Below are 22,967 nucleotides of genomic sequence, written 5' to 3'. Positions count from 1 at the left end.
CACCCAGCCGTGCCCCCGCCGCCTCAGCCGCCGACGTGCATTTGCCGCGCCAGGGGCGCCGCCTCGGCGCGCGGCGCGCCGTCCAGGGCGCGTCCCGCCGCCAGCCGCTCCAGCAGCTCGCCCGTGCGGCGCACGCTCTCGTCCAGCTGCAGCCGCTCCACCGCCCAGGCCCGCGCCGCGTCGCCCATGCGCCGGCGCAGGGGCAGGTCGGCCAGCAGCGTCGCCATGTGCGCCGCCAGGCACTCATGGTCGCCGGGCGCGGCCAGGAAGCCGGTGAGGCCCTGCGCGATCAGCTCCGGCACGCCGCCCACGCGCGTCCCCACCACCGGCAGCCCGCTGGCCAGCGCCTCCATCAGCACCAGCGGCAGCGCCTCGGTCCAGGAGCTGGAAACGACGAGGTCCAGCTCACGGTAGCAAGCCGGCATGTCGGACTGCAGCCCGGCGAAATGCACGCAGCCCTGCAGCCCGTGCCGCTCGGCCAGCGCCTGCAGGCCGGCACGCTGCGGCCCCTCGCCGATGAGGACGAAACGCGCCTGCGGCCAGCGCCGGTGCAGGTGCAGCGCGGTGCGCACGAACACCTCCGGCCCCTTCTCCGGCGAGAGCCGGCCCACGAAGCCGATCAGCGGCGCCTCCGCGGGCAGCTCCAGCGCGCGGCGCAGGCCGGCGTCCGCCGCCGCGTCGGCGGCGCGCGGGTGGAAGCGCGCCGTGTCCACGCCGTTGGGGATGCAGCTCAGCCGCGCCGGGTCCACGCCCAGGCCCAGCGCGTGGTAGTAGCTCTGCCGGCACACCACGTTGAGGTGCGTGCCGGCACTGCGCAGCAGCTCCAGGTCGAGCACGCTGAGCTGGCGCGCGTGCAGCGTGGTCAGCACCGGGCGGCCCGCCAGGCGCCCGGCCAGCGCCGCCAGCAGGTGCGCCGGCGCCAGGTGGGCATGCAGCACGTCCACCCGCGCCGCTTGCACCAGTGTCGTCGCCAGCTGCACCGACACCCAGGGCGGCTCCTCGCCGATGGGCGTGACCACCACCTCCGCACCCAGCGCGCGCAGCCGCTCGGCCAGCCCGCCTTCCTGCGGACAGACCACGGTGGTCTGGAAGCGCTCGCGCGGCAGCCGCTCCACGAGCTGCAGCACGCAGCTCTCCATGCCGCCGACGATGGCCTGGCCCAGCACCTGCAAGACGTGCACGCGGCGCGGCCGCGCCGGAGAACAGGACATGTCCATGGGCTTCAGCAGCAAATGGGCGCCAGCCGGCGCGGGCCTCCCGCCACCAGCCAGCCACGGCGGCGGCAGCCGCGTGGCGTCAGGCGCGGCGCGGCGGGCGAGGGGAGGTCTTCTTCGTCTGCGGAGGGGTCGTGGCCTGACGCTTCGCCCGGCAGGGCGGGCGCTGGGGGGTGTGCCGCGCCGAGGGCCGATGAGGCGAACGAGGCTGCCGTGTCGGTGGCCGTGTCCGCGCCGCCGTCCGCCGGCCGCACCGAGGGCGTGCCGCCGCCGGGCCGCAGCCAGGCCAGCGCCGTGCCGCCCATGAGCTGTGCCCGCGTCGCCGCATCCAGCGCCAGCTCGTCCATCAGCGCCTCCACCCAGCCGCGCCGCTCGGCGACCTCCGCGCCGGAGCAGGGCAGGAAACAGTCGCTGCCGAACTGCAGGCTGCCGGCGCCCAGGGTGGCCAGCGCGCGCTGCAGCACCTCGCGCCGGTAGGGCGGGGGCGGGCCGAAGCTGATGTCCAGGCGGAACACCGCCTCGTCGTGCGGCACGCCGTGGATGCGGTCGATCAGCGCCACGGCGATGGCCTCGTCGGTCCAGGGCCAGCCCACGTGCGCCAGCGCCACGCGCACGCCCGGGTGGTCGCGCAGCACCTCGTAGAAGCTGGGCCGGCAGAAGCGGCCCGAGCGCCCGTCGATGAAGATGCCGCTGTGGAACAGCAGCGGCAGCTTCAGCGCGGCGGCCGTGGCGAACAGCGGCTGCACATGGTCGTCGTACGGGTACCAGCCGGAAGGAACCATCTTGCAGCCGCGCAGGCCGGCGTCGATGGCGCGCTGCAGGTCGGCCGGGGAGCGCGGGTCGCTCGGGTCCACCACCGCGAAGCCGCTGAGGCGGTCGCCATGGCCTTTCACCAGCTGCGCCAGATGCGCGTTGGCGCGGCGCAGCGAGGCGGGGTCGTGCAGCGAGTAGCCGTTGTCCAGGAAGGGCGCCAGCAGCACCGCGTGGTCGATGCGCGCCTCGTCCAGCGCGCGCAGCACCTCATCGGCGCGCTCGCGGCCGGTGCAGTGCAGATGGGCGTCGATGACCATCTTGCTCCCGTGTCCCAGGCGCCCCGAGGCATCGGGGGACGCAGGGCCTTGTTCTTCGTCGGGGCGGCGATGCCTCGCCCGGACGGGAGCAACCTCCCGTCCCGAGGGCGCGTCGGGTCAGCCCGTCTGCTGCTGCAGCGCCGTGGTGCTCTGGGCGTTGCGCTGCTGCAGCAGCGTCATCACCAGCTCCGCGGCCTGGCGGCCGGCGGTGAAGGCGTGCGGGGCGCCGTCGGCATGCCAGCGGCCGTGGTGGCCGGCCAGCACGATGCCGTGCTCGGCGAACCACTGCCGGATCAGCACCAGCGCGGCCTGCTGCGCCGGGTCGGGCAGGGCACGCGCGCAGGGCAGGTCCAGCTGCGCGGCGAACTGCACCGGGTCGGCGCTGCCGAACAGGCCGATGCGCCGGCAATCGTCGATGACGCGGTCGATCAGCGCCGCGCCCTCGCAGGGCAGGGGCTGGTGCGGCCCGTAGGCGATCTCGCAGGACAGCGCGAAGCCGCCCGGGGCGTTGTTGTGCGCGCTGGCGTTGCCCTGCACGAACACGCGCTGGAACACGCAGCCGGCCGGGGCCTCGATCCAGTGCGCCTCGGTGAGCCGCTCGCGCCCGGGCGCCAGGCCCAGCCCCAGGTTCACGCAGCGCAGCGAGCCCTGGCGCAGGGCGCGCGCGGCGTTGCGCAGCTCGGCCGGCGCCTCGTCGCCGCAGGCCTGCACCAGCGCCGGCAGCGGCATGGTGCTGACCAGGGTGTCGTAGCGCACCGAGCGCCCGTCATCGAGCCGCGCCATGCGCCGCGAGGGCGAGAGGTGCAGCAGCGTGGTCTTGAGCGCGATCTCGCAGTCGAGCAGCGGCAGGAAGGCGTCCATCAGCGCCTGGAAGCCGCCGTGCAGCGGGTAGCCGAAGTCGCGGTCGGCGCGCAGCGGCGGCAGGCCCTCCTGCGAGGCCGGGTGGGCCGGGCGCTGCACGCGCGGCGGCTGCCAGTGCAGGTTGTCGCCCAGCAGCCGCTCGGCCAGGGCGCGCACCTCGGGGTCGGCGCTTTGCAGCACATGGGCGCCGTGGTCGAAGGTGTAGCCCTGCTGGTGCACCGAGCGGCAGCCGCCGCCCACGTGCTCCTCGCGCTCCACCACCAGGGTGTCGTGCCCCTGGTCGTGCAGGCCCAGGTGGTAGGCGGTGGCCAGCCCGGTGGGGCCGGCGCCGATGACCAGGTGCCGCACCGAGGGCGGCTGCGCCGCCACCGGGGCGCGCGCGAGCGAGGTGGCGCCGGCGGCGGACTGCTCGGCCCCGGGCGAGGCCAGCCCGGCGAGCTCGCGCAGCGCCGCGGGCGAGTCCACCGTGGACTCGCGCAGCGCCTGGCGCAGGCAGCGCGCCACGGTGCGCGCGCTGCGGTCCCACGACACCTTGCGCAGCGCCTCCTGCATGCGCCCCACCAGCAGCCGGCGCTGCGCGTCGGAGAGCGCCAGCATCTCGGCGCAGCCCTGGATGAAGTCGGCCTGGTCGCGCCCGATGCGCACCACGTCGCCGTAGGGCTGCTCCACGTCGCGCACGGCGGTGGAGACCACCGGCTTCTCGCCGGCCATGTACTCCAGCGTCTTGGTCGGGCTGATGAAGCGGGTGGACTCGTTGAGCGCGAAGGGCATCAGGCACAGGTCCCAGTGCGCCATCAGGTGCGGCAGCATCGCGTAGCTCTGCATGCCCAGGTAGGTGATGTTGGCGCGCTGCGGCAGCGAGGCCGGGTCGATCTTGACCACCGGGCCGACCATGACGAGCTGCCAGTCGGGCCGGGCGTCGGCGATGGCGGCCACCAGCTCCAGGTCCAGCCGCTCGTCGATCACGCCGTAGAAGCCCAGCCGCGGCCCCTCGGCGATGTGCGACTGCAGCCGCTTGGCCTCCTGCGCCTCGGCGCTGTCGGCCTTGAGGCGCTGCGGCGCGAAGTGGTGCACGTCCACCGAGCTGGGCAGGCAGTGCACGTTGGGATGCAGGTGGCGCTTGGCCTCGAACAGCGCCGGGCCGCCGGTGAAGACCACGCTGGACATCTTCATCAGCGCCGTCTCGCGCTGGCGCAGCTGCTTCGGGGCGTTCTTGAAGGCCGAGAGCTCGTCCATGCAGTCGTAGACCACGGCGCGCGGCTTGAGCGCGGCGATCAGGGGCAGCGCCATGGGCGTGTAGAACCAGACCAGGCAGTCCTCGATGCCTTCCTCGCGCAGGAACTCCGCCAGCAGCGGTTTCAACAGGCTGAGCTGGTCGTCGTGGAACCCCGGGGCGGTCACGGGCGTGCGCGGCACCAGCACTTCGAGGTTGGGCCCCTGCGGCACGCGGTCCAGCCGGGGCTCGCCTTCGAGGTGGATGGGTTCCTCGACGAACAGCACCCGGTAGTGCTCGGACAGCCGCGACAGCAGGTGCTGCGGGCGCTGGTACACGAAGCCCCAGCGCAGGTGGCAGAACACGACCAGGGGCGGCAGGTTGGCGGCGGACGAAGGGGGCATGGCGCTTCCTTGGTGAGAGGGGTGGTCCGGGGTGCCCTGGATATGAGGCAGGCGGGATGCCGGCACCGGCAGGCGCGTCTGCCACCAGCGCAGGGCGGTGGCGTACTCGGTATTGAGCAGGCGGGCAAAGGCGTCGGGCGCGTCCTCGGCGCCGGGCGCGGGCGCGACGACGTCGCACAGCCCGCTGCGGTGCCAGTGGCCGGGCGTGTCCCAGTCGGGGCGGTCCACCAGCGGGTACAGGCACAGGCCCTGCACGGGCACGCCCTCGGCGCGCGCGCGCTGCACCTGGGTGGCCATGTCATGCAGCCAGGCCACGCGCCCGGCGCCGACGTGGCTGGTCTCGGCCATCACCACCGGGCGGTGGTAACGCTGCCAGGCCTCGCGCAGCAGCAGCGCCGGCGGCTTGCGGCGCGGGTCGTGCTCGTGCCAGCGCAGCCGCTTCTCGGTGAGCAGCTCCCACTGGCCGCTGTGGTAGTGGTTGACGCCGACGATGTCGAGCGCGTCCGGGTGGCCGCCGAGCTGCGGCTCGGCGCGCCCGGCGAGCATGTCCCAGGCCTGCCACTGGTAGGCGGCGACCGCGTCGGCCTGGGGCTGCAGCTCGGGGCGCCCGGGCGGCGGCACCACGTGCACCAGCGGGTCGATGTGCATGAAGCGCGCGCGCGGGTCCACGCGCCGGATCGCCTCCACCGCCGCCAGCGCCGCGCGCACCAGGCGGCGCTTGACGGCGTAGCCGCTGGTGAGCGTGCTCTCCACCGAGCCTTCCAGGCCTTGCCCGTAGGGATGCATCAGCCGGCTGGCCGACACGGCCCAGGCCAGGAAGCTGATCTCGTTGATGGGCGTGTAGATCGGCGGGGCGTCGCTCTCGTCGGCCAGCGCGCGCGCCGCGGCGGCGGCGAAGGCGGCAAAGCGCGGGATGAGCGCGTCATCGAGCAGGCTCACGTCCGGCGGCGTGCCGTAGTGCATCAGGCTCCACAGCAGCTGCAGGCCGTGGCGCCGCGCGCAGCGCGCCATGTGGCGCGCGCGCTCGAAGTCGAAGACGCCGGGGGCGGTTTCGCTCAGGCGCCAGCCCAGGCTCTCGCGCAGGCTGCGCAGGCCCAGGGCCGCGCAGCGGGCGTAATCCTCGTCGAGCCGCTGCAGGTGCCCGTTGGCGCGCACCATGTCCAGCGGCCGGCCCGAGGCGTTCAGGTGGTCGGCGCCCTCGAAGCCGCCGATCCAGAACGACTGCAGCGGAAGGTCGGTCGGCGGCGTGGGGGTCGAGATCGGTGCCGTGGCGGACATCGGGGCCCGGTGCTCAGGCCCTGTCCTCGGCGCCGGCGCCCAGCTCGGCGGCCAGCGAGGAGCCGTCCATCTGCGGCAGCAGCTCTTCCATCAGCTCGGCCTTGCGGGTCTTCATCTGCTCGCCCAGCGCGGCCCAGTCCACCTTGTTGCCGGCCTTCTCGCACTGCTCGAACAGCTCGCCTTCCTCTTCCTTGATGTGGTGCTTCACGTACTCGCCCAGCACCGTGAAGGTCGCGGTGAACTTGCCGTCGAGCTGGCCCTGCTGCATGAACTCCTGCAGCTGCTCGATGAGCTGCTTGGCCGAGTTGTGCTCGACCTCGGCCTCGTCCAGCAGGTCCTGCTCCTTGAGGGCCTGGCGCACCGCCGGATAGAACAGCTCCTCCTCCAGCGTGGTGTGCACCTGCAGTTCGCCGCAGGTCTGCTCCACCAGCTGCCGGCACTCGTCGGCCTGCTTCTCGGCGTCGAGCTTCTCGAAGTCCCTGAAGGCCTTCTTGGCGCGCTTGTGGTCGTCCTTGAGCATGTCCAGGACTTCCTCGCGGGCCTGCGCGGCGCCGCCGCGTGACGTGCTGGAGCGGGTGGACTTTTCTGCGGTGGGCATGGGCTCTCCTTGTGTGGGATGGGCATGGATCGATGCGGCTTGCTCGGCAATCGACGTGCCCCGGCCAACCCCGCACGGGAATGAAAGCTGCCCGCTCAACCAGCAGCCTTCGAACCATCCATTCACGCAAGGAGCCGTCATGCCTACCCCCAGAGAGCCCGTGCAGAGCCCCGACGATCCGGCCTCGAACCGGAGCCTGCCCCCCGGGGCGCCGCACAACCCACCCGACGCCCGGCCCGGCCACGGCATGACGCAGAGCTCCAAGGCCGGCGTGCCGGGCCCGCGCCTGCCGCACGAGCGCGACGAATCCGCCCATGAGCAGCAGGCCACGGCCAACACCAGCCAAGCGGAAGCCCAGCAGGCCTACCAGGACGCCGAGGCCGGGCTGCAGGACACCAGCTACAGCCACGCCACCGATCCGGCCTATCACCAGCAGGTCACGCCCGGCACCGCCACCCCCCCGCCCAAGCGCACCGGCTGAAGCTTCTTCTTGCCGCGCCGGCGCAGCGCTTGCTGCAAAAGCCGTGGGTGCGGCGGCCCGGCCGCGCGCCCGAAGCCGGTCCGCCTGGGCCGGCTTTTTTCTTGGTTGCAAATTGCAAGCGGAGCCTTACACGCGGTGTGAGGAAAAAAGGCCGGCTTCTGAGCTCAACTTGGCCGAATTTGGATCAAAAGTGAGCATTTGTTTTTGAGTTGCCAAAGCTGGCACGGATGCTGCGGTCAGGGTGCCTGCCACGACGCTGTGTGGCGTCTCAATTTCAAAAAGAGGAGTACCCGGATGAACGCACCCGTGCTTCGCACCGAGCACCGGCAGCAGCAGGCACTGTCTCCCCGTCTGCAGCAGGCCGTACGGCTGCTGCAGTTGTCTTCGCTGGATTTCGCGCAGGAGGTCCAGGAGGCGCTGGGCCGCAATCCCTTCCTGGAGGCCGATGACAGCGAAACCGAAACCCCGGCGGCGCCCAATGCGGAAGGTGCCCCGCTGGCGGCCGATGCCCTGACCAACGTCACCGTGCCCGAAGCCAGCGAGGCGCCCGATTACGGCAGCTCCGACAGCGGCATGGAGCGCGATGCCGAGCGCGATACCTGGCAGGCCGACGGCAGCAGCGGCAACCGCAAGCGCGAGGACGGCGAGCTCAGCCTGATGGACACGATGGCGGTGCAGACCTCGCTGGCCGAGCACCTGCACGGGCAGCTGAACCTGCTGCCGCTGTCGGTGCGCGACCTGGCGCTGGCCAAGGCCATCGTGGAGTCGCTGGACGATGACGGCTACCTGCGCGTGCCGCTGGAGGAGCTGGTGCAGGTGTGCGAGCTGGACCCCGAGGCCACGCTGGAGGAGATGCAGATCGCGCTCAAGCGCGTGCAGTCACTGGAGCCCGCGGGCGTGGCCGCGCGCAGCGTGCAGGAGTGCCTGCTGCTGCAGCTGCCGGCCATCGAGTGCACGCACCAGCGCGCGCTGGCGCAGGCCGTGATCAGCGAGAAGCTCGATGCGCTGGCGGCCAAGGACGTCAACACGCTGTCGCGCTTCCTGTCGCGCCCGGTGGAGGAGGTGGAGGCCGTTTGCGCGCGCATCCGCCGCCTCGATCCGCGCCCGGGCTGGCGCTATGGCGCGGCCAACATCCAGTACCTCACGCCCGACGTGATCGTGCGCAAGGTGCGCGGGCAATGGATCGCCACGCTCAATCCGGCGATCGTGCCCAAGGTGCGCCTGAACCGCGTCTATGCCGAGCTGTTCCAGCGCCACCGCAACGGCATGCATGCCGAGCTGGCGGCGCACCTGCAGGAGGCGCGCTGGACGGTGCGCAACGTGGAGCAGCGCTTCTCGACCATCGTGAGCGTGGCGCAGGCCATCGTGAACCGGCAGCGCCACTTCCTGGAGTACGGCGCGATGGCGATGAAGCCGCTGGGCCTGCGCGAGATCGCCGACGAGGTCGGGCTGCACGAATCGACCGTTTCGCGCGTCACCAACAACAAGTACATGGCCACGCCGCTGGGCGTGTTCGAGCTCAAGTACTTCTTCTCGCGCGCCATGGCCACGGCCGGCGGCGGCACCTGCTCGGCCACGGCCATCCGCGGGCTGATCAAGGACATGATCGAGGCCGAGCGGCCCGAGGCGCCGCTGTCGGATGCCGAGATCGCGCGCCAGCTCGCGCGCCAGGGCCTGGTGGTGGCGCGGCGCACCGTCACCAAGTACCGCCAGACGCTGCGCATCGAGGCGGTGGAGCGGCGCAGGAAGCACGCCTGAGCGTGTTGACCTGAAGCGCCGGGCCGGCCCGCCGGGTGCATGCATCTGGAAGAGGGCGCCGCCGGGGAGACTCGGCGGCGTTTTTTTGTTGTGTTGGTGTGAGAGACGTTGGCTGCAAGCTGACGCGGTGCGCTTACCACTCCGTCATCCCCGCGCAGGCGCCCACCCTTGGTGAGCGCCCAGGCGGTCCCCAGGCCGCCGCGAGCTATATGCCTAGCAGCGTTTGTCTCGGCCCTCACACCGCCTGCACCAGCACCTCCACCGCCTCCTTCAACCCCGGCGCGGCCACGCTGGCCTGGCCCGGGTCCAGGCTCAGCCGCTCGCCGGCCTGCAGCACGTGCACGCGCAGGCCCGCCAGGGTCAGCCGCTGCCCGGGCTGGGCGCGCTCGAAGCTGGAGCCCATGTGGCGGCCGTCGAGCAGCGTCACGGCGCCACTGCCCACCACCTCAATGGCCTCGCGCTCGACCACCAGCGCCGTGTCCTCGTCGATGCCCACGCCCAGCAGGCGCGGGTGCTGCGCCACTGCCGACATCAGCCGCGCCCAGCGGCGGCGCTCGGAAAAGTGCTGGTCCACGATGGCGCCGGGCAGCAGGTCCAGGCCTTCGTCCAGGCGCACCACGTCCTTCTCGGGCAGCAGCGGCGCGCGCCCGCCGGCCAGCATCTGGCGCGACAGTGCCGCCGCCCCGGCGCTGGTGCCGGCAATGCACAGGCCGCGCTGCGCGCGCGCCCGGCGCATGGCCTGCGCCACCGCGCTGCCGCCCAGCACCGACACCAGCCGGCTCTGGTCGCCGCCGGTCATGAACACGCCGTCGGCGGCCAGGATCTCGCGCGCAGCCTCCGGCGCATCGGCCTCCTCGCGCGAGGCCAGCGCCATCTCCACGCAGCGCTGCACGCCCAGCGCCGCGAAGGCGCGCTCGTAGCCGGCCCACAGCAGCTGCGGCACCGAGCTGGCGGCGGTGAGCACGACGATGCGCGCCTGCGCCCCGCCGCAGTGCTGCACGAAGCGGCGCAGCACCGCCATGTCCTCGCGCCGGTCCTCGTTGCCGCCGATGGCCATGAGCACGGCGCCGGTGTCGGCGCCGGCGTCCGGGGCGGGGCGTCGCAGCCGGTCCTCCTCGCGCGGCAGCCCACCGCCCGAGCGCGCCGGGCTGGTGGCGCGGGCGTGGGGTGCGGGCAGGATCGAGCCGCCCAGCGTGGTGAGGCTCAGCAGCAGGGCACGCCGATGCTGCAGCAGCCGGGTGAAGGCGCGGGGAACCCTTTTCATGACACTCCCTGACTGGTGATGCGCGATGTGAAGCTTGGAGCGCCGCGCGCGCGGCGGGTTCGTCGAAAAAGAAAAGGCGCCCCGGGTGGGGCGCCTGCTTCGCTCAAGCGGCGCCTTGCGGGCGCGCCGCTCTCACCTTAGCTCTTCGAGCCGCCGCCGGTGGCACCGGAGGAACCCGAGGCACCCGGGCTGGAGCCGGAGGAGCCGATCGAGGTGGCCGAGCTGCCGCTGCTGCTGCCGGAGCCGCTGGCCGAAGCCGTGCTGCCCGTGGCGCCGCCGGGCAGGCCCGCGGCCTTGCCGCCGCCGCTGGAGGCGCTGTTGCTGCTCTGGCCGCTGGACAGCGAGGCCGTGCCGCCGCTGCCGCTGCCTGCGCTGCCGGAAGAGCCGCCCAGGCCGCTGCCCGAGGTGCTGCCGCCGGAGCCGGCGTGGCCGCCGCTGCCCGAGCCCAGGCTGCCGCTGGAGCCCAGCCCGCCGGTGCTACCGCTGCCCGACATCACGCCGCTGTTGCCGCTGCCGCTGCTGCCCGAGGTGCTCAGCCCGGCCGCCGAGGACGCGCCGCCGGTGCTGGTGCCCGAGGTGACGCCGCTGCTGCCGGTGCTGCTGGAGGACTTGGTCGACCCGCCGCTGCTCTCGGCGGTGGACAGGCTGCTGCCCATGCCCGCGCCGGTGCTGCCGCCGCCCGCGGTCAGCGAGGAGCCGCTGCCGCCCAGGCCCGCGCCGCTGGCGCCGCTGCCGCCGATGGCGCTGCTGCCCGAGCCGCCGGCCGCGGTGCCGCCGCCTGAGCCCAGGCTGCCGGCGGACAGGCCGCTGCCGCCCGAAGTGCCGCTGCTGCCCAGCGCGCGGTCGCCGTCATTGCCCATGCTCAAGGGCGAGCTGCCCGAGCGGCTGTCCAGCGAGGACAGGCTGGCCCCGAGGCCGGCGCTGCTCTGGCTCATGCCCTGGCTGCCGACGGAGGAGGCGCTGGCCTCGCCGCCCGAGGCGCCGGACTGCGAACCCATGGTGCCGGGCGTGCTGCTGCTGCCGAAGCGCTCGGAGCCCAGGCCGCTGGAGGCACCGCCCAGGCCGCCGCCGCTGGCGCTGCTGCCCGAGGTGCTGCCACCCTGACCGCTGCGGCTGCTGCGCCACTGGCTGAACTCGTCGCTGAAGCGCTTGTAGCGGTCCTGGCGCCAGCTGCGGTAGTCGTCGTCGAGGCTGCGCATCTGGTCGGCGCGCCACTGCTGGTATTCCGGGTCGAAGTGCTCGCCCTCATGCGAGCCCTGCGAGCCGTGGGAACCCTGCTGGCCCCAGCTGCCGCCCTGCTGGCCGCCGTAGCCGCGGCCCTGCGAGCCCTCGAAGCCCTGCGAGCCGCCCTGCGAGCCCCAGGAGCCCTGGCTGCCGCCATGCTGCATGCCGCCGCTGCTGAACTGGCTCTGCTGCCCGCCCTGGTGGCTGCCGCCGCCGTACATGCTCTGCGAGGGGCCGCCCTGCTGGCCGCCGCCGTAGCCGCCGGACTGGCTGTGCTGGCCGCTGCCCCATTGGCCGGACTGCTGGCCGCCTTGCTGGCTGCCATAGCCGCCGCTGGACTGGCTGTGCTGCCCACCGCCGTAGCCGCCTTGGCCGCCCCACGAGCTGCCGCCTTGCTGACCACTGCCCCCCCATTGCCCCGACTGGCTGTGCTGTCCGCCTTGCTGGCCCCAGCTGCCGCCGCCTTGCTGGCCGCCGTAGCCACCCGACTGGCTTTGCTGGCTGCCGTAGACGGTGCCCAGGCCACCTTGCTGGCCGCTGAAGCCCTGGCTGCCACGCATGTCGTCGCCATAGCCGCCTTGCTGGCCGCCCATGCCGCCGGATTGGCTGTGCTGGCTGCCGCCGTAGCCGCCCTGGCTGCCCCGGGAACTGTCGCCCTGCGGGCCGCCGTAGGTGCCGCCCATGCCCTGGCCGCCATAGCCGCCACCGGACGACTGGCTGTGCTGCCCGCCCTGCGAGCCCCAGCTGCCGCTGCCCTGCTGGCTGCCGTAGCCGCTGCCCGACTGCGTGTGCTGCCCGCCGTAACCGCCGGACTGGGTGTGGCCCTGCTGGCCGCCGCCCCAGGTGCCGCCCTGGTGCTGGCCGCCGTACTGCTCGCCACCGGCGTAGTTGCTCAGGTGCTGCTGGCCGCCGCTGCGGTTCTCGTCCCGGCCGGGGCCGTAGGTGCTGCCCTGCAAGCCGCTGCCGTAGCCGCTGTGGTGGGTGCCGCTGCGCATGTCGTCGCCGTAGCCGCCTTGCTGGCCGCCGCCGCCCAGGATCGCGGCCTGCATGCCGCCCTGGCGGCTGCCGCCTTGTCCGCCCTGGCCGGCGTAGTCGGAGCCCATGCCGCCGCCCATGCCGCTGTGCTGGCTGCCCCACTGGCCGGCCTGCTGGCCGCCGTAGGCGCCGCTCATCGAACCGCTCTGGCCGCCGGTGAAGCTGGTGGCCTGCTGGCCGCCGCCCCAGCCGCCGCCGGACTGGCTGTGCTGGCCCTGCCCGGAGCCGCCGCCGGCCTGCTCGAAGCCGCCGGCCTGGGTGTGGTGGTAGCCGCCGCCGGACTGGCTGTGCTGCCCGCCCTGGTAGCCGCCGTAGCCGCCTTGCGCGCCATAGCCGCTGTTGCCCATGCCGCCGCGCATGTCGTCGGCGTAGCCGCCCTGGTTGCCGCCGCCGTACTGCTGGTGGCCGGCATAGGCGGACTGGCTGTGCTGGCTGCCCTGCTGGTTCCAGCCGCTGCTGCCTTGCTGGCCGCCGTAGCCGCCGGACTGGCTGTGCTGCCCGCCGTCGCGGCCCCATGGGCCGCCCTGCTGCTGGCCGTAGGAGCTGCTGCTGGAGAGGTTGTGCTGGCCGCCTTGCTGGCCCCAGTCGCGCTGCTGGCCCTGCTGGCCCGACTGGCTCTGCTGATTGCCCTGGTAGCTGCCTTGGTAGCTGCCCTGGTGGCCGCCCTGGTTGGTGTGCGAGCCGTAGTCGGTGCCCTGGTGGCCGCGGCTTTGGGTGCCCCAGCTGCCGCCGTCCTGCTGGCCGGGCAGGCTGCCGGACTGCGCATGCTGGCCCTGGCCCTGGTAGCTGCCTTGGTAGCTGCCCTCATGGCCGCCGTGCAGGCTGTGCGTGCCGTAGTCCGTGCCGGAGGAGCCCTGCTGGCGGCCGGGCATGCCGCCCTGCTGGTACTGCGAGCTGGCCGTGGTGCCGCTGCTGGTGTGCTGGCCGCGGCTGCTGCCCTGCTGGCTGCCCTGGTCGGTGCGGCCCATCTGGCCCAGGCCGCCGAAGGGGCTGCCCTGCTCGTGCGTGCCGCCGCCCCAGTCCTGGGCGTGCTGCTGCGCGCTGGAGTCGTGGCCGCTGGTCCACTGGCCGCTCTGCGAGCCGCCGTAATTGGCGTCGTTGCCCATGCCGCGGCCGTAGGCGCCGCTCACCATGTCCTGGGCGCTTTGCTGGCGGCCGCCACGGTAGTCGCCGTAGGTGGTGCCGGCCTCGCTGCGCTGGCCCGCGCTGTAGCCGCCCTGCTCCTGCTGCTGGCGGCCCTGACCCGACCGGCCGTCGTCGCTGCGGGACTCGTGGCGGCCGGATTGGTCGTGCTGGCTCATGTGTGGTCCTTTCATGGTTGCTCTTCGCTACCGACGTCGCGGTTTCCCTGCCGGTCAACCCGGGCGGGAAGGCGTCAGTCCTGGTTTTGGGCAAGGCCTGTTCCCGGGGGGGTGTGGCGTGGGAGCGACGCGGTGGTGGCGGGCGCAACCGGCTGCGCCGCGGCGGGGCAGGGCGGTGTGGGGACGAGGCCGCGGCAGGGACAATCCGTGCGCGAGTCGCCTCGATGCTCAGCCCTTGAACTTCTGCAGCGTCTGCTGGCAGCCGGCGTTTTCCTTGTCGCCCGGGTCCATCAGCGGCAGCACGGCGGCCAGCGGGTTGACGAGGGCCAGCGCCGCGGCGGCGCCGAGCTTCAAGGCCAGCTTGCCTTTCTCCAGGCGCAGCTCGGGCTGCGCGAAGGTGCCCTCGATGTGCACCGGCGAGCGCAGCGACAGCGGCGAGAAGTCCTTGGGCCGGGCCGCCAGGGTCAGGTCCAGTCGCTCCTGCGCCAGCGAGACCTCGCCGCTGGCCAGGATGGTGGTGTCGCTGGTGTCGAACACCGCCACTTCCGGGCGCACCAGGCCGTCGCGCACCTGCATGCGCACCACGGCGCAGTGCAGCGGCAGGCGCTGGTCGCCCTGGAGCGCCACGCCCAGCGCCTGCGCCAGGTCCAGGCCGGCGGCCTCGATCACCAGGTGCGACAGCGCGCCGTTGCGCACCCACAGGTCCATGCCGCCGTCGAGCGAGCCCAGCATCGCCGCCGTGGAGCGGCCCGCGCCGCGCAGCTGCGCCTGGCCGCCGAGCACGCCGCTGATGTAGCCGGGGTCGGGCGCGCCCGCGGGCTTGTCGGCGGTGGGGTTGCGCGGCTTGACGAAGCGCTCCAGCTGCACGCCGGACCAGCGCAGGTTGGCCTGCCACAGCGGCTGCCGCGGCCGGCTGTCCAGCGCGATCTGGCCGCGCAGCTCGCCGCCGGCAGTGCGCGCCACCATGTCCTGCAGCGTCAGCACGCGGTCCTTGAGCAGGATGCGGCCCTGCAGCGGCTTGAAGTTCTCCAGCGCGCCCGTGCCCAGGTCGGCGTTGTCCAGGTCCACGCGCACGTCGGCCTGCATCAGGCCGAGCTTGGGCAGGTCGAACTCCTGCTGCGGCAGCACGCGGCCGCGCTTGTCCTTCGCTGCCGCCTTCTCCCCGCCTTCGGCGCCCTTGGCGGCTGCGCCAAACGCCGGGGCCAGGTCCGACAGCGCCAGCCGCTGCCCGGCCAGGGTGCCGGCCAGGCGCGGCGGCTTCACCGTGGGGTCGAAATCGAACTCGCCGCGCATGCGGCTGCTGCCCACCGTGAAGGACTGCACCAGCGCGTGCCAGCGCTCGTCCTTGCGGCTGATGTTCCCGGACATCTCGAAGGGTCCGGTGGTGGGCAGCGTCAGGCTCAGGAAGCCGCCGGCGCCGGCCAGCGAGGCGCCCTTGACGTGGAAGCGGCCCTCCAGCGCGCGCAGCGACATCACGTCGGCGACGCGGCCTTCCAGATCGACCAGCGTCTGCGCCGCCTCCAGGTGCAGCTTGATGGGCACGAGCTGTCCGCCGCCGCCCACCAGCGGCAGCACGCCGCCGGCCTCCAGCCGCGCCGTCAGCGGTTTTCCTTCCCAGCGGCCCTGGGCCTCGGCGCGCAGCCCGGCGTTGGCGCCGCCGGCCTCGCCCTCGCTGGTGCTGAGCCGGCCGTCCACGAGCAGGGCGTGCAGCGCGTCGTCCAGGCGCAGCCGGCCCTCGCGCACCTGCAGCTCGCCGAAGCGCGGAATCGGCAGCGGCTCCTCCTCGCCCTCGGGTTTGGGCGGCTTGGGCGGGCCGAACTTCCAGTTGGCGCGGCCGTCCTTGGCCTGCGCCAGGTTGGCCTCGAACTGCTGCATGGTCAGCGCGCTGACCACGACGGTCTCAAGCCCCTCGCCGCGGCGCAGCGCCAGCAGCGAGCCGTAGGGCACGGCGACGCCGACGTCGGTGGCGCGCAGCATCGGGCGCGGCTGGCCCTGCTCGTCGCGCAGCACCGGCTGCCCCTCGGGCGTGCCCAGGCGCAGCTCGCTGCACTGCAGGCGCACCGAGCCCAGCAGGTGCACGCGGAACGTCGGGCCGCACACCACCTCGCGCTGCAGCGCCGCGCCCAGCCGGCTTTGCACGGGGTCGCGCAGGAAGCGCCAGCCCAGGGCCTCGCACAGCGCCAACGCCACGATCAGCAGCGCCAGCGCCCCCAGCAGCCAACGGCCGGCACGGCCGATGCGGAATCCGGTTGCCATGCCAGGGACGTCGGCAAGCCCCATGCCGCGGGTTCGGCGCCGGGAATGGGCCTTGCCGCCGGGGTGACCCAGGTGTCCCCCGGAGGTGCCCCTGATGCCGAGCAGGACCGTTGACCCCTGTGCCCTTAGGCGTGCCCGGCCATGAGCGGCGTGCGCAAGGGTCAGACGCCGCCGCCGCTGGAGCGCGCGGCCTTCGGCGAGCGCTTCAGGCTGAGCTTTGCCGACCCGGCCTTCCAGGCCGAGGGCGCCGCCATTGCCCGGCTGGAAGAGATTGCGTGGCAGGCCTACCGGGACGGGCGCAAGGCGCCGCGGACCTCGCCGGCCGGGCCGGGCTACGCCGACCCCGGCTACGCGCTGTCGGACGAATGGCGCGCCACGCGCGAGCGGCTGCTGGCGGCGCAGGCCTGGCAGCAGGACCCGGCCTCGCCCTCGCGCGTGCTGCTGGTGTGCGGCTCACCGCGCAACGACGGCACCTGCCCGGGCGAGCGTTCCAAGAGCCACCGGCTGGTGATGCTGGCCAGCGAGGTGCTGGCCGGCGCCGGGCTGCAGCCCGACCTGCTGGACCTGAGCCTGCTGAGCTCCGAGCCGGGGCGCCACATCCACCCCTGCAAGGGTTGCGTCTCCACCGCCATGCCGCTGTGCCACTGGCCCTGCTCCTGCTACCCGAACCACGCGCTGGGGCAGGTGGGCGACTGGATGGCGGAGATCTACGAGCGCTGGGTGGCGGCGCATGGGGTGCTGATCGTCACGCCGGTGCACTGGTGGCAGGCCTCCAGCGCGCTGAAGCTGATGATCGACCGCCTGGTGTGCGCCGACGGCGGCAACCCGGACCCGACCCGCACCGGCGGCAAGGACCCGGCCAAGGCCAAGGCGCTGGAACTGGCGGGCTGGCCCTATCCCAAGCACCTGGCCGGCCGCGCCTATGGCGTGGTGGTGCACGGCGACGTGGCCGGCACGGACGGCGTGCGGCGCGCGCTGTGCGACTGGCTGGACTGGATGGGCCTCATTCCGGCCGGCGCGACGGCACGGCTGGACCGCTACATCGGCTACTACGGGTCCTACGCCGAGAGCCACGACCGCCTGGACGAGGACTCGGCGCTGCAGGAAGAGGTGCGCCACGCGGCACGGGCGTTGGCCGAGGCCGTGGCCGCGCTGCGCACGGGGCGGCTGATGCAGCCCGGTGCCAACCTGCCACGGCCCCGGCCGAAGTGAGCGCGCAGGATGGTTGACCCAGGAGCAGCACCCGCCTCGATGAGTGACATGGGGCGGGTTGATCGGTCATCCGAGCGAAACAGTCCGCCGCCGCGGGGCCCGTCGTGGTTTCAGCCCGCGACGCCGCGCGTGGGCAGGCCACGGTGAGCCGTGCTGCGGCAGCCGTGCAAGGCTGAAGGGCGCGTCATGCCCCAGCGGAGCAGGGCAGAGGAAGGAGGGGGTCCCGAAAAGGACCCCGGGCCCGAAGCCGCCATATTGGGGAAGGAGGGGAGGGAGACTGGCAGCGACGGTGTTTGCGCCCGGGGCTGGCGGAGATAAAGCATCGACCGTGCCAGGACAAAGCTCCCGGGTGTCCTGGGCGCTTTCTCCCTTGTGCGACAAGGCTTGAGCGCGGTTTCGGGGCGGTGGATGGAGGAGCCGGTTGCCAGGAAGGCAGTGGGGCTTACCGGCGCTTTTTGCCGGCGTCGGCAAAGCTGGTGCAACCAAACACAACGGGCGCAGGCCTGAACCGGCTGCGGCCGTGCACAAGGCCCTGGAGGGTGACGGTTGGGCGCGCGGCTTGCAGCGACGCGCATCCGCCTTGTCCGGAGCGCAACCGCATGAAGCCTGTCGAATCCACCCTGTTCTCCTGGCGCCTGGGTGAGCTGCCCGTGACGCCGCCCCCGGAGGCCCCGCCGCGCGGGCCGGCGCGGCCGGCCGAGATGCCCGAGCCCGACGAGCCGCCGCGCGAGATCGACGATCCCGACCCGGCCGACGCCCCGCCGCAGGACCCGCATCCGCCGCGTCCGCTGCTGCATTGAGCCCGGGGCCGCTCCTGCCTTGGCCGGCAGGACGCGCCGGGGCGGCGCCCGGCCGCCAAACCCGTTAGCACGGCGCCGGGCGGCGCGGTGAAAAGCCAAACAGCGCTGCTGCGGTGCTGTTGTTGCTTCAATCGGCACGCTGCCGACAGCGGCAGACTGCGCGCTTCAAGTAGTACCGACGAGCGTGCGCGCCATGCCTATGCCTGCCCTGCAAGTGGACTGGGAAACCGGTCACGGCGAGATCGACCTCGGCCGCCTGGCCGACATGCCGGCCTCCTTCCGGCGCGACGTGCTGCGCGACTGGCAGCGCCAGATCGAGCAGGCGCTGTTCCGCGCCGAGGACGAGCTGCAGCCCGACAAGCGGCTGGACGCGGTGCACGACCAGCGTTTCCAGAACGCGCGCCGGCGCGCCATGTGCGAGCGGCTGTCGGGCGCGGAGGTGCTGCTGGCCGAGCCGCTGGTCAACGGCGACGTGCTGCTGCACCTGCGCGACGGCAACACGGTGGTGATGTTCGCGCGCCACGAGGACGTGAAGTTCAACGTCGTGCGCGATGCCGACCGGGCGCGCCACTTCGCCTCCAAGGACAACACCGGCGACTACTACGTGCGCGAGGACTTCGCGCCGGCGTGAGGCGGCGTCGGGCCGCTCAAGTCGGCTTGGCCACCATCAGATAGAACACGATCACCAGCGCCACGAAGGCGGGCACGCCCAGGGCGGTCCAGACCTTGAGCAGCTGGAAGTAGCGCGGCGGCAGCGGCTGGTTGTGCGTGACGGCGGCCTGCGCCAGCGCGCGCATGCGGATCTGTATCCACACCACCGGCAGCCAGCAGGCGCCGGCCACGAAGTACAGCACGAAGGTCCAGAACAGCCAGGGCGTGGTAAGCGGGATGCCGGCCAGGTGCGCCATGTACCAGCCGCTCAGGGGCTGGAAGATGATGGTGGTGGTGGTGAACAGCCAGTCGGCCAGCACCACGTAGCGCACCACAATGGCCACGGCATGCGGGTCGCGCGTGAGGCTGGTGAAGAACATGTAGTAGGCCGAGCCCAGCCCGGTGCCGAACAGCAGCGTGCTGGAGAGGATGTGCAGCCACTTGGCGACCAGGTAGTCCATCAGCGCGTCTCCGTGGCCTGGCTCCCGCGCGGCTCCAGCGCGGCCAGCAGCGCCAGCGCCGCCAGGATGGGCAGGTTCTTGGTCAGCGGCCCGTAGGGGTGGAGCCAGAACTCGGGCAGCCGCCACGTGATCAGGACCGTGTAGAAGCCGATCAGCGCGGCCTGCGTGCCCCACAGCCAGCGCCGCGCGCGCGGGCGCAGCGGCCACAGCGTCAGCACGCCCAGCGCCAGGTCGAAGGTGGCGGCGCCGTAGAGCATGAGCGGCTGCAGCGCCGGCGGCACGCCGGTGCGCGCCAGCAGCTCGTAGCTCTGCTGCACCGGGTACAGGCCGTAGGAAACGGCGGCCGTGATGAGCCACACCAGCGCCAGCGACAGGCGCAGCAGCCACAGCGTCCAGGCCAGCCGCGCCTGGGCGCGCGCGGCATCGGCGCGGGCGCGGGGAATGAAGGCCTGCGCCGGCCGGGGTGGGCGGCCCAGCAGCCGCGTGATGTCGTCGGCCGGCGCGGCGTTGCCCTGCTGCAGCATGTGCCAGCTGTCCTCGTCCAGCAGCGAGCTGCCCAGGCGGCCGGCGATGCGGGCGCCCCAGGCCGCCAGCGGCCCCGGCACGCTCAGCACCGGCGCGCGCGGCAGGCCCTGCGCCGCGCGCAGCGCCTGCAGGTACTGCGTCAATGACAGCGGCTGCGGCCCGACCAGCGCGACGCGGCGCCCGGCCCAGGCCGCGGCCGGCGCCTGCAGCAGCGCGGCCAGCGCCGCCACGGCGTCGTCCACGTGCACTGGCTGCAGCGGGCCGCCGCGCGGCAGCGCCAGCAGCGGCAGGCTCGACAAGGTCAGGAAGAAGCGGGCGCTGGGCCCGTCCTCGCCGAACACCAGCGAAGGCTGCACCACCGTGGCGTCCAGCGGCAGCGCGCGCAGCGCCTCGTCGGCGGCGTGCTTGCTGCGCTGGTAGGCGGTGGTGCCGGCGGCCACGCCCAGCGCCGAGATCTGGACCACGCGCCGCACCCCGGCCTGCGCGCAGGCCTGGAACAGCGCCACGGGCGCGCGGTGGTGCAGGGCCTCGAAGGTCTGGCTGCCGGCCTCGCGAAAGATGCCCACGGCATTGACCACCGCGTCCACGCCCTGCAGGTACGGCAGCCACTGCGCGGGCGTGAGGGCGCGGGCGAAGTCCAGCGCCAGCCATTGCAGGCGCGGCGGCTGCGGCGCCGTGGGTGCATGGCGCGACACGGCCACCACGCTGTGGCCGGCATCGAGCAGGGCCTGGCGCAGCCGGCTGCCGATGAAGCCGGTGGCGCCCGTGAGCAGCACTTTCATCGCGACGGGGTGGGAAAAGCCTGGGGAACGGCGCTTGCCGAATGAGCGTGCCGCTTCGGCAAACCGTATTCCTTTAAGTAGCAGAGGTGACTTCCATGGGCCTGACCACGCAATTCCTCGTCAACACGGCGCAGCGCGCCATCAAGGACGGCCTGCTGGCCGCGGCGCTGTCTGGCGGCTCGATGGCGGTGCGCGGCAAGGCGGACACCGGTAGCGCCGTCGCTCCGGTGAACGCGCCTTCGCACTGGGTACACGGCCACGAGGCGGTGCACCGCGAGGACGTGACGGTGAGCCACACGCTGATGGGCGCGGCGATCCACACCGCCTCGGCCATGCTGTGGGCCGGGCTGTACGAGGGACTGCAGGCGCGGCGCGAGCGCCGCACCGTCACCGGCGCGCTGGTGGACGCGGCCGGCGTGGCGGCGCTGGCGGCTGTGGTGGACCTGAAGCTGGTGCCCGAGCGGCTGACGCCGGGTTTCCAGCACCGCATGACGACGCGCAGCCTGTGGATGGTCTACGGCAGCTTCGCGCTGGGCCTGGCCATGGGCGGGCTGCAGCGCCGCCACGAGGCGCCCACGGTGTCGGACCTGCGCGAGGATTGAGCCCCCGCTGCCGGGGCGGCCCTTGAAGCCGCGGGGCGCGTCCCCACCTGGGGCCCGCCCCGCGGTGGAGGCGGGTGGACCACATCACTACACCATGCACAAACAAACGCTCTCGTTCCAGGCCGAGGTCAAGCAGATCCTGCACCTCGTCACGCACTCGCTGTACTCGAACAAGGAAATCTTCCTGCGCGAGCTGGTCTCCAACGCCTCGGACGCCTGCGACAAGCTGCGCTTCGAAGCCCTGAACAACAACGGGCTGTACGAGGACCAGCCCAACCTGGAAGTGCGGGTGAGCTTCGACCCCGAGGCGCGCACCGTCACCATCAGCGACAACGGCATCGGCATGAGCGCCGAGGAAGCCACGGCGCACCTGGGCACCATCGCCAAGAGCGGCACGCGCGAGTTCATGGCGCGCCTGGAAGGCGACCAGAAGAAGGACGCGGCGCTGATCGGCCAGTTCGGCGTGGGTTTCTATTCCGGCTTCATCGTCGCGGACCGCATCACGGTCGAGTCGCGCCGCGCGGGGCTCTCGCCTGAAGAAGGCGTGCGCTGGTCCAGCGAGGGCGCGGGCGAGTTCGAAGTCGAGGCGATCACGAAGGAAAAGCGCGGCACCGACGTGACGCTGCACCTGCGCGAGGGCGAGGAGGAGTTCCTCTCCACCTGGCGGCTGAAATCCATCATCGGCAAGTACTCCGACCACATCTCGCTGCCCATCCTGATGCGCAAGGAGACCTGGGACGCCGAGAAGAAGGAGCAGGTCACCACCGACGAGTGGGAAACGGTGAACAAGGCCGCGGCGCTGTGGACGCGCAGCAAGAGCGACGTCACCGACGCGGAATACAAGGAGTTCTACAAGCAGCTGTCCTACGACAGCGAGCCGCCGCTGGCCTACACGCACAACCGCGTCGAGGGCCGCACCGAGTACACGCAGCTGCTCTACATCCCGTCCAAGGCCCCGTTCGACCTGTGGAACCGTGACAAGCGCGGCGGCGTCAAGCTCTACGTCAAGCGCGTGTTCATCATGGACGACGCCGAGGCGCTGATGCCGGTGTACCTGCGCTTCGTCAAGGGCGTGATCGACTCGGCCGACCTGCCCCTGAACGTCAGCCGCGAGCTGCTGCAGGAAAGCCGCGACGTGAAGGCCATCCGCGAGGGCTCGACCAAGCGGGTGCTGTCCATGCTGGAGGACCTGGCCGAGAACCAGAAGGAGCAGTACGCCAAGTTCTGGGAGCAGTTCGGCGCGGTGATCAAGGAGGGCATCGGCGAGGACCATGCCAACCAGGAGCGCCTGGCCAAGCTGCTGCGCTTCGCCTCCACGCAGGCCGACTCGGACGTCAGCTTCGCCGACTACGTCTCGCGCATGAAGGAGGGCCAGGAGGCCATCTACTACATCACCGCCGAGACGCTGGCCGCGGCCAAGAACAGCCCGCAGCTGGAGATCTTCCGCAAGAAGGGCCTGGAGGTGCTGCTGCTGGCGGACCGGGTGGACGAGTGGATGCTCTCGCACCTGGTCGAGTTCGACGGCAAGCCGCTGCAGAGCGTGGCCAAGGGCGCGGTGGACCTGGGCAAGCTGCAGGACGAGGAAGAGAAGAAGCACGCGGAAGAAGCAGCCGAGGCCTTCAAGCCCGTGCTGGAGAAGCTCAAGGCCGCGCTCAAGGACCGCGCCAAGGACGTGCGCGTGACGACCCGCCTGGTGGAGTCGCCCGCGTGCATCGTGGTGGAGGAGGGCGACATGAGCGCGCACCTGGCGCGGCTGCTCAAGCAGGCCGGCCAGCAGGCGCCGAAGTCGCAGCCGATCCTGGAAGTCAACGCCGAGCACCCGCTGGTGAAGAAGCTGGAGGCGGACGAGGCGCGCTTCGACGACCTGGCGCACCTGCTGTTCGACCAGGCTTGGCTGGCCGAGGGCGGCCAGCTCGACAACCCGGCCGAGCATGTGCAGCGCGTGACGCGCCTGCTGAGCGAGTGAGGCCTTGAGGC

The 22,967-nt window shown here is 72.8% G+C and carries 16 protein-coding genes; 7 read left to right on the top strand and 9 right to left on the bottom strand.

Going from position 1 to position 22,967, the window contains the following annotated elements; all coding sequences use genetic code 11:
• Positions 1-23: 23 nt before the first annotated feature.
• The 4 genes from HHL10_RS00785 to HHL10_RS00770 form a co-directional block, all read right to left on the bottom strand.
• Positions 24-1,211 carry a glycosyltransferase family 4 protein gene (locus tag HHL10_RS00785; RefSeq protein ID WP_169158437.1) on the bottom strand — a complete coding sequence of 396 codons (1,188 nt, stop codon included), beginning with the start codon at positions 1,209-1,211 and terminating at the stop codon, positions 24-26.
• Positions 1,212-1,222: 11 nt separating this feature from the next.
• Positions 1,223-2,284 carry an amidohydrolase family protein gene (locus HHL10_RS00780; protein ID WP_169158436.1) on the bottom strand — a complete coding sequence of 354 codons (1,062 nt, stop codon included), beginning with the start codon at positions 2,282-2,284 and terminating at the stop codon, positions 1,223-1,225.
• A 117-nt stretch (positions 2,285-2,401) separates the two neighbouring features.
• Positions 2,402-6,040, bottom strand: coding sequence for an FAD-dependent oxidoreductase (locus HHL10_RS00775; protein ID WP_169158435.1), 3,639 nt, complete (start codon positions 6,038-6,040; stop codon positions 2,402-2,404).
• Between the two features lie 13 nt (positions 6,041-6,053).
• Complete coding sequence (locus tag HHL10_RS00770) at positions 6,054-6,638, bottom strand: hemerythrin domain-containing protein (RefSeq protein ID WP_235970963.1); 585 nt, start codon at positions 6,636-6,638, stop codon at positions 6,054-6,056.
• Between the two features lie 139 nt (positions 6,639-6,777).
• Between HHL10_RS00770 and HHL10_RS00765 the strand changes: the two genes are divergently transcribed.
• Positions 6,778-7,119 carry a hypothetical protein gene (locus HHL10_RS00765; RefSeq protein WP_169158434.1) on the top strand — a complete coding sequence of 114 codons (342 nt, stop codon included), beginning with the start codon at positions 6,778-6,780 and terminating at the stop codon, positions 7,117-7,119.
• Between the two features lie 294 nt (positions 7,120-7,413).
• A complete protein-coding gene (locus HHL10_RS00760; RefSeq protein WP_169158433.1) occupies positions 7,414-8,877 on the top strand; it encodes an RNA polymerase factor sigma-54 in 1,464 nt (487 codons plus the stop codon).
• A 235-nt stretch (positions 8,878-9,112) separates the two neighbouring features.
• Here HHL10_RS00760 and HHL10_RS00755 read toward each other — a convergent pair whose 3' ends face one another.
• The 3 genes from HHL10_RS00755 to HHL10_RS00745 form a co-directional block, all read right to left on the bottom strand.
• Entirely contained in the window at positions 9,113-10,141 is a 1,029-nt protein-coding gene (locus tag HHL10_RS00755; RefSeq protein ID WP_169158432.1) for a cyanophycinase, read from the bottom strand.
• A gap of 137 nt (positions 10,142-10,278) precedes the next feature.
• Positions 10,279-13,701, bottom strand: a complete 3,423-nt coding sequence (locus HHL10_RS00750) for a hypothetical protein (protein ID WP_169158431.1) — start codon at positions 13,699-13,701, stop codon at positions 10,279-10,281.
• Between the two features lie 228 nt (positions 13,702-13,929).
• The gene (locus HHL10_RS00745; protein ID WP_169158430.1) at positions 13,930-15,957 is read right to left on the bottom strand and encodes an AsmA family protein; all 2,028 of its coding nucleotides are present in this window, start codon (positions 15,955-15,957) and stop codon (positions 13,930-13,932) included.
• 141 nt (positions 15,958-16,098) lie between these two features.
• On the opposite strand from HHL10_RS00745, the gene HHL10_RS00740 reads away from it, so the two are divergent.
• The 3 genes from HHL10_RS00740 (at position 16,099) to HHL10_RS00730 (ending at position 18,600) form a co-directional block, all read left to right on the top strand.
• Positions 16,099-17,169 (top strand): flavodoxin family protein, encoded by a 1,071-nt coding sequence (locus tag HHL10_RS00740; RefSeq protein ID WP_169158429.1) that lies wholly within the window; start codon positions 16,099-16,101, stop codon positions 17,167-17,169.
• A gap of 599 nt (positions 17,170-17,768) precedes the next feature.
• Positions 17,769-17,969 (top strand): hypothetical protein, encoded by a 201-nt coding sequence (locus HHL10_RS00735; protein ID WP_169158428.1) that lies wholly within the window; start codon positions 17,769-17,771, stop codon positions 17,967-17,969.
• Between the two features lie 193 nt (positions 17,970-18,162).
• On the top strand, positions 18,163-18,600 hold the full coding sequence (locus HHL10_RS00730) for a hypothetical protein (protein ID WP_169158427.1): 438 nt from the start codon (positions 18,163-18,165) through the stop codon (positions 18,598-18,600).
• Positions 18,601-18,616: 16 nt separating this feature from the next.
• Here the strand turns inward: HHL10_RS00730 and HHL10_RS00725 are convergent, their stop codons facing one another.
• Both HHL10_RS00725 and HHL10_RS00720 read right to left on the bottom strand, forming a co-directional pair.
• Positions 18,617-19,081: a DUF2269 family protein gene (locus tag HHL10_RS00725; protein WP_169158426.1), complete on the bottom strand. Its 465-nt coding sequence runs from the start codon at positions 19,079-19,081 to the stop codon at positions 18,617-18,619.
• Positions 19,081-20,388 (bottom strand): SDR family oxidoreductase, encoded by a 1,308-nt coding sequence (locus HHL10_RS00720; RefSeq protein ID WP_169158425.1) that lies wholly within the window; start codon positions 20,386-20,388, stop codon positions 19,081-19,083. The genes HHL10_RS00725 and HHL10_RS00720 overlap by 1 nt, the downstream gene beginning before the upstream one ends.
• A 95-nt stretch (positions 20,389-20,483) precedes the next feature.
• Between HHL10_RS00720 and HHL10_RS00715 the strand changes: the two genes are divergently transcribed.
• Both HHL10_RS00715 and htpG read left to right on the top strand, forming a co-directional pair.
• Positions 20,484-20,990 carry a hypothetical protein gene (locus tag HHL10_RS00715; RefSeq protein ID WP_169158424.1) on the top strand — a complete coding sequence of 169 codons (507 nt, stop codon included), beginning with the start codon at positions 20,484-20,486 and terminating at the stop codon, positions 20,988-20,990.
• Between the two features lie 94 nt (positions 20,991-21,084).
• Positions 21,085-22,956: a molecular chaperone HtpG gene (gene htpG / locus HHL10_RS00710; RefSeq protein WP_169158423.1), complete on the top strand. Its 1,872-nt coding sequence runs from the start codon at positions 21,085-21,087 to the stop codon at positions 22,954-22,956.
• Positions 22,957-22,967: the final 11 nt, after the last annotated feature.

The organism is Azohydromonas caseinilytica, from assembly GCF_012927045.1.
Taxonomy (GTDB): domain Bacteria; phylum Pseudomonadota; class Gammaproteobacteria; order Burkholderiales; family Burkholderiaceae_C; genus Azohydromonas; species Azohydromonas caseinilytica.
Note: the sequence above shows the minus strand (reverse complement) of the source record. Positions and strands in the feature narration are given on the sequence as shown.